This window comes from Guyparkeria sp., from assembly GCF_046540515.1.
Classification (GTDB): domain Bacteria; phylum Pseudomonadota; class Gammaproteobacteria; order Halothiobacillales; family Halothiobacillaceae; genus Guyparkeria.
Genome location: NZ_JBKHFB010000099.1, coordinates 1 through 4,844 on the forward strand (window position 1 = coordinate 1; position 4,844 = coordinate 4,844).

At 67.2% G+C, this 4,844-nt stretch carries 4 protein-coding genes; all 4 read right to left on the reverse strand.

Features of this window, described 5'->3' with window-relative positions; all coding sequences use genetic code 11:
* Window positions 1–824: NAD-dependent epimerase/dehydratase family protein (locus ACLFRM_RS08945; protein WP_410755393.1), on the reverse strand; the 824-nt coding region annotated here is incomplete at its 3' end.
* 184 nt (window positions 825–1,008) lie between these two features.
* Complete coding sequence (locus tag ACLFRM_RS08950; protein WP_410755394.1) at window positions 1,009–2,649, reverse strand: methyl-accepting chemotaxis protein; 1,641 nt, start codon at window positions 2,647–2,649, stop codon at window positions 1,009–1,011.
* Window positions 2,650–3,040: 391 nt separating this feature from the next.
* Window positions 3,041–3,787 (reverse strand): DsbC family protein, encoded by a 747-nt coding sequence (locus ACLFRM_RS08955; protein ID WP_410755395.1) that lies wholly within the window; start codon window positions 3,785–3,787, stop codon window positions 3,041–3,043.
* A gap of 183 nt (window positions 3,788–3,970) precedes the next feature.
* Window positions 3,971–4,844, reverse strand: an 874-nt coding sequence (gene xerD, locus ACLFRM_RS08960) for a site-specific tyrosine recombinase XerD (RefSeq protein ID WP_410755396.1), incomplete at its 5' end; no start/stop codon positions are given.

A 4,844-nucleotide genomic window follows, 5' to 3' on the forward strand; every position in this document is an offset into this window, starting at 1 on the left:
TGAATGGCGCTGGCATCCACGCGTCTCGATTCGCTCAGGAACTCGCGGGCCATGGGGCTGGCCTGGTCGAGGATGCTGGCCAGTGGCGCCTCCGGCGGTCGGGGCAGGCCGAAGTGGGCGGCGATCTGCCGGTAGGTGAGGTTGGTGGGGGTCGGGTGGTTGTCGGAGACGTTGAAGGTGCCGGTGACGGGGCGGCCGGCCTCGAGGCGGTCGATCAGCCGGTGCAGGATGTCCGCGAGGTCCTCGGCATGGATGCGGTTCGACCAGGGGGCTTCCGGACCGGCGGGTACGGGCGCTCCCTGGCGCACCTTCTCGACGGGCAGGCGGTCGCAGTCGTAGATGCCCGTCACCCGCAGCGTGCAGGCCGGTATCGCGTGGGCCCGTGCGTAAGTTTGGCACTGGGCCTCCGCGTCGAGTCGCCTTCGCCCCCGGTCGTGGGCCGGAGCCGGTGGCGTGGTCTCGTTCACCCAGGCCCCGTTCCGGTTGCCGTAGACGCCCGTGGTGCTGATGTAGATCAGTCCGGACGGTGACCGTGAGGCGCCTTGCAGCCAGTTGCGCAGACGGGGATCGGTCTGCCCCTCGCGCGGCGGCGGGGCGAGATAGACCCAGATCGCGTTCTCCGGCGTTGCCTCGATCGGCATGTCGCCCGACTGGTCCAGATCGATCGCCAGCCCGGTCCAGTTTCCCCGGTGTCCTCGCGGGCAGGCGGGCTGCTGTCGGGCGACGGCGACGATGTCGTGATCCGGCAGTCTCGCGGCGAGTCGCCGGGCGATGTCGCCGTAACCGATCAGGACGATGGGCTGGTGTTCATTGTCGGATGGCATGCGCGAATCGTCCGGGTGGTGGCAAGGGCGACAAGGGTAGCCGCTTGATTCCCCGCCTGCACGTCACGCGTGTACGCACGGGCGCGGTTGGGCGGGTGGCGTTGTTCTTCCGTTTTTCCTGACCATAAAAGAAGACCCGCCATGAGGCGGGTCGTCGCGTCTCGGTTCAGTGCGACCGGGGCGCCTACAGCTTGAAGCGCGCCAGTCGCGCCTGCAGTTCCTCGGCCAGTCGGGCGAGTTCGGCCGAGGCGGTCTTGGTCTGGGTGGCCCCTTGTGCCGACTCCTCGCTGATCTGCGAGATGGTCTGCACGTTGCGATTGACCTCCTCGGCCACGGCGCTCTGCTGTTCGGCGGCGCTGGCGATCTGGAAGTTGAGGTCGTTGATGCCGTTGACCCCCTGGGCGATCTCCCCGAGGGCCGCCTCGGTCTCCGACATGGCCTGGGTGCTGTGATCGACCTGGTTGTGCGCGCGCTGCATCGCGGCTACCGCGGCATTGGAACGCGATTGGAGCCGATCGATCATGCCGTGGATCTCCTCGGTGGATCCCTGGGTGCGCGAGGCCAGTGCACGCACTTCCTCGGCCACCACGGCAAAGCCGCGGCCATGTTCGCCGGCACGCGCCGCCTCGATCGCGGCATTGAGCGCCAGCAGGTTGGTCTGGTCGGCTATGGCGCCGATCACGTCGAGTACCTTGCCGATCTCCTCGGATTCGGCCTTGAGCGAATCGATGGTGTCCGAGGACTGGCGGATCTCGTCGGAGAGGATGCCCACCGCGTTGACGGCGTTGCCGAGGATCGTCTGGCCGTGCTTGGCCGACTCGTTGGCCGCCTGGGCGCTGCTGGAGGCATCCGAGGCATTGCGCGCGACGTCCTCGACGGTGGCGGTCATCTGGTTCATGGCCGCGGCGACCTGCTCGATCTCCTGCATCTGGCGCGCCACGCCGCGATCGGTCTGCTCGGAGACGGCCGAGGTTTCCTCGGCGGCCGAGGCGAGCTGCTCGGAGGCCTCCTCGATGCGCTTGAGGGTCTCGCGCAACGACTCGCGCGCGGTGTTCATGTGCGTGATGATCTCGGCGATCTCGTCACGGCTGTCGAGCTGCACCGGCTCGTTGAGCTTGCCCTCGGCGAAGTTGGTGGCAAAGCGGTCGGCCACCTTCAGGCCGCGGGTAACGCCGTGGATGATCCAGGCCGCGATGGCGATGATGATCATCACGTTGATCACGGTGATGGCGATCGAGATCCAGACGTCCTGCTCCACCCGTTCGCTGCTGCGGGCAAGCTCTTCCTCCATGTTGTCGCGCAGGATGCCTTCATAGCGGGAGGCGGCCTCGTCGAAGGCGGGCAGCACATCGGTGAGCGTGAGGATCAGCAAGGCCTGGGCACCGGTGTAATTGCCTTCCTCGAGTTTTTCCTCCAGAGGCAGGAAGGCGACGTTCACCAGTTCCTGCTGGGTTTCGAACAATGCCTGCTGGGCGTCGTTGGACTCGGCCTGGCGGTGCGTGATCTCGGCGATCCGGGCGTTGACCTGCTCGAGCTCATCGAGGTTTTCACCGATCACGTCGAGGTGTTCCTCGATCTCGTGGCCGTGCATGGCCGCCGTCTGGCTTTCGGGGTCGTGCTGCAACGCCAGCAGGGCCTGGGTGGTCATTTCGTTGATCAGCTTGACGGAGTTGCCGACGTGGTCGATCGGCATGATGCGCAGTTCGTGGTTCTTCTCGGCGAGCTCATGCCCCTTGAGCTCGGCGTAGATGCCGAACAGGCTGGTGCCGACGGTGGCCGCGCCGGCAAGGACCACGAGAAGGATGAGTTTGGCCTTGATCGTCATGGTGTTGGCAATGCTCCTGTGGTGGCTCGAGTCGCCCTGAGGTCAGGCCGGTGCGGCCCGGAGTCCGGACTCAGAAGCCGAAAACGGCCGTGAGGGCTCTCGCTTGTCTTGTCGGTTCTATCGGTCGATCGGCGGCCGACTTTAGCGAAGGGTCGCTCTTTTCGTCCATTTCCATGGCGGATGCGTATCCCCTGGCCACGACCGTGCCGCGCGCGGTCAGTTTGCCTCAGGCACGCCGAGCCTGCTTTCGGGGCGCCGGCCAGGTCGCTCGTGGGCCAGGGGGGGCGTCTGCCGGCCGTTTGACGCGAGCGCAAAAAAAACCCCGCACCGGCGGGTGCGGGGTTGCTAGGGAATCTCTGTTCAGAGATTCCCTGGGCGGGGCGAGGCTGGGTCAGCCGCCGCTTTGCTCGATGGCCTGGAGCATGGCGTTCGCCGGGCGGTAACCGGGCATGGCGGCCCCGTTGGGCAGAATGGTGTAGGGCGTGCCGCTCATGCCGAGACGGTCGGACAGGGCCATGTTCTCCTCGATCACGTCGTTGCGGCAGGCCTCGGCATCCACCGAATCGCCCTTCATGGCTCCGTCCAGCGCCGCCTTCGGGTCATCGGCGCAGGCCACCTTCGAGGAGATCTCGAAGCCCTTGGAGCCCGGTCCCTGACGCGGGGTGAGGATGTAGGTCACCTCGACGCCGGCCTCGCGGAGCTTCGGCAGCTCCTTGTGAAGCTTGTCGCAGAACGGGCAGGTCGGATCGGTGAAGATGGTGATCGCGTGCTTTTTCTCGCCCTCGGCCGGGTAGACCAGCTTGCGCTCCTCGGCGATGTCCTCGAGTGCGGTCAGCCGCTGGGCGTCCTGTTTGCCCTGGGTCAGGTTCTGTCGGTTCTCGACGTCGATCAGGTCCCCGGCGATCAGGTACTTGCCGTCCGCGGTGACGTAGGCGATCTGACCGTTGGAGGTGAGCTCGTAGATGCCCTTGGCCGGGGTCTCCTCGAGCGAGTCGATCGGCACGCCCGGCATGTGCTTCTCGATGCTGGCGGTGATGTCGTCCTTGTCGCCGGCCAGTGCGGCAGTGGACGGCAGGGTGAGGGCCAGGGCCAGGGTAAGCCCGCGACGGCCGGCAAGCGCAAAGCGTGTGTCTCGCATCGTTTGATTAAACCTGGGTTTGAATGGTCGGGTCCGGATATGGTTCCCGCGACTTGGATGCTCGAAAGCCGTCGGGGTTCCATCGGAAGCGCATTGTGACACCATCGGGCACCGGTATGAACTCAGCTGCCGAGCACACACCGCCCGTCGCCCAGCCATCCAGCGCCCCGGTTTTCGGGCACGTCAACCGCGCGGGTGATGCTCGGCATGCAACGCCTGCAGGCGGGCGGTGGCGACGTGGGTGTAGATCTGGGTGGTGGAGAGATCGGCGTGTCCCAGGAGCATCTGCAGCGCGCGCAGATCGGCGCCGTGATTGAGCAGGTGGGTGGCGAAAGCGTGGCGCAGGGTGTGCGGCGAGGGCAGCCGGGCCAGACCGGCCGTTCGTGCGTGGTGCTTTATCCGATACCAGAAGGCCTGACGTGTCAGTGCCGCGGCCCGGCCGGAGACGAAGATTGCGTTGGTCTGACGCCCGGCCAGCAGCGCCGGACGCGCCTCGTCGAGGTAGCGCTGCAGCCAGTCGATCGCCTCGTCGCCGATCGGCACCAGCCGTTCACGTCCGCCCTTGCCGACGATACGTGCCAGTCCCTGGGCGAGGTGGACCTCGTTGAGGGTCAGGTTGACGAGCTCGGAGACGCGCAGCCCGGTGGCGTAGAGGGTCTCGAGCATGGCACGGTCGCGCAGGCCGAGCGGCGTGCGGGTGTCCGGGGCGTTCAGCAGGGCCTCGACGTCGGTCTCGCTCAAGTCGGTGGGCAGGTCGCGCGGGCGACGTGGTGCCGGCAGGTCGCTGGCGGGGTTCGGGCGAATCAGGCCCTCGCGATTGGCCCATGCGTAGAAGCGGCGCAGGGCCGAGCGCATTCGGCCCACCGAGCGCGGTGCGGCGCCCTCGCTCAGGCGATCGCCAAGCAGGTGGTCGAGTGCCGCGCCGTCGGCACGGGGCAGCGCGCAGCTTTCGTCGAGCGGCAGCCCCCCCGATAGTCGGCGCGCGGCCAGCTCGAGGTCGCGGCGATAGGCCGTCCGGCTGTTCTCGGCCAGGTTTTCCTCCAGCCACAGGGCCTCG

Bases quoted from the DNA above. Each gene is read 5' to 3' on its own strand.
- ACLFRM_RS08950 (WP_410755394.1), bottom strand. From the start codon at position 2,649: ATGACGATCAAGGCCAAACTCATCCTTCTCGTGGTCCTTGCCGGCGCG.
- ACLFRM_RS08955 (WP_410755395.1), bottom strand. From the start codon at position 3,787: ATGCGAGACACACGCTTTGCGCTTGCCGGCCGTCGCGGGCTTACCCTG.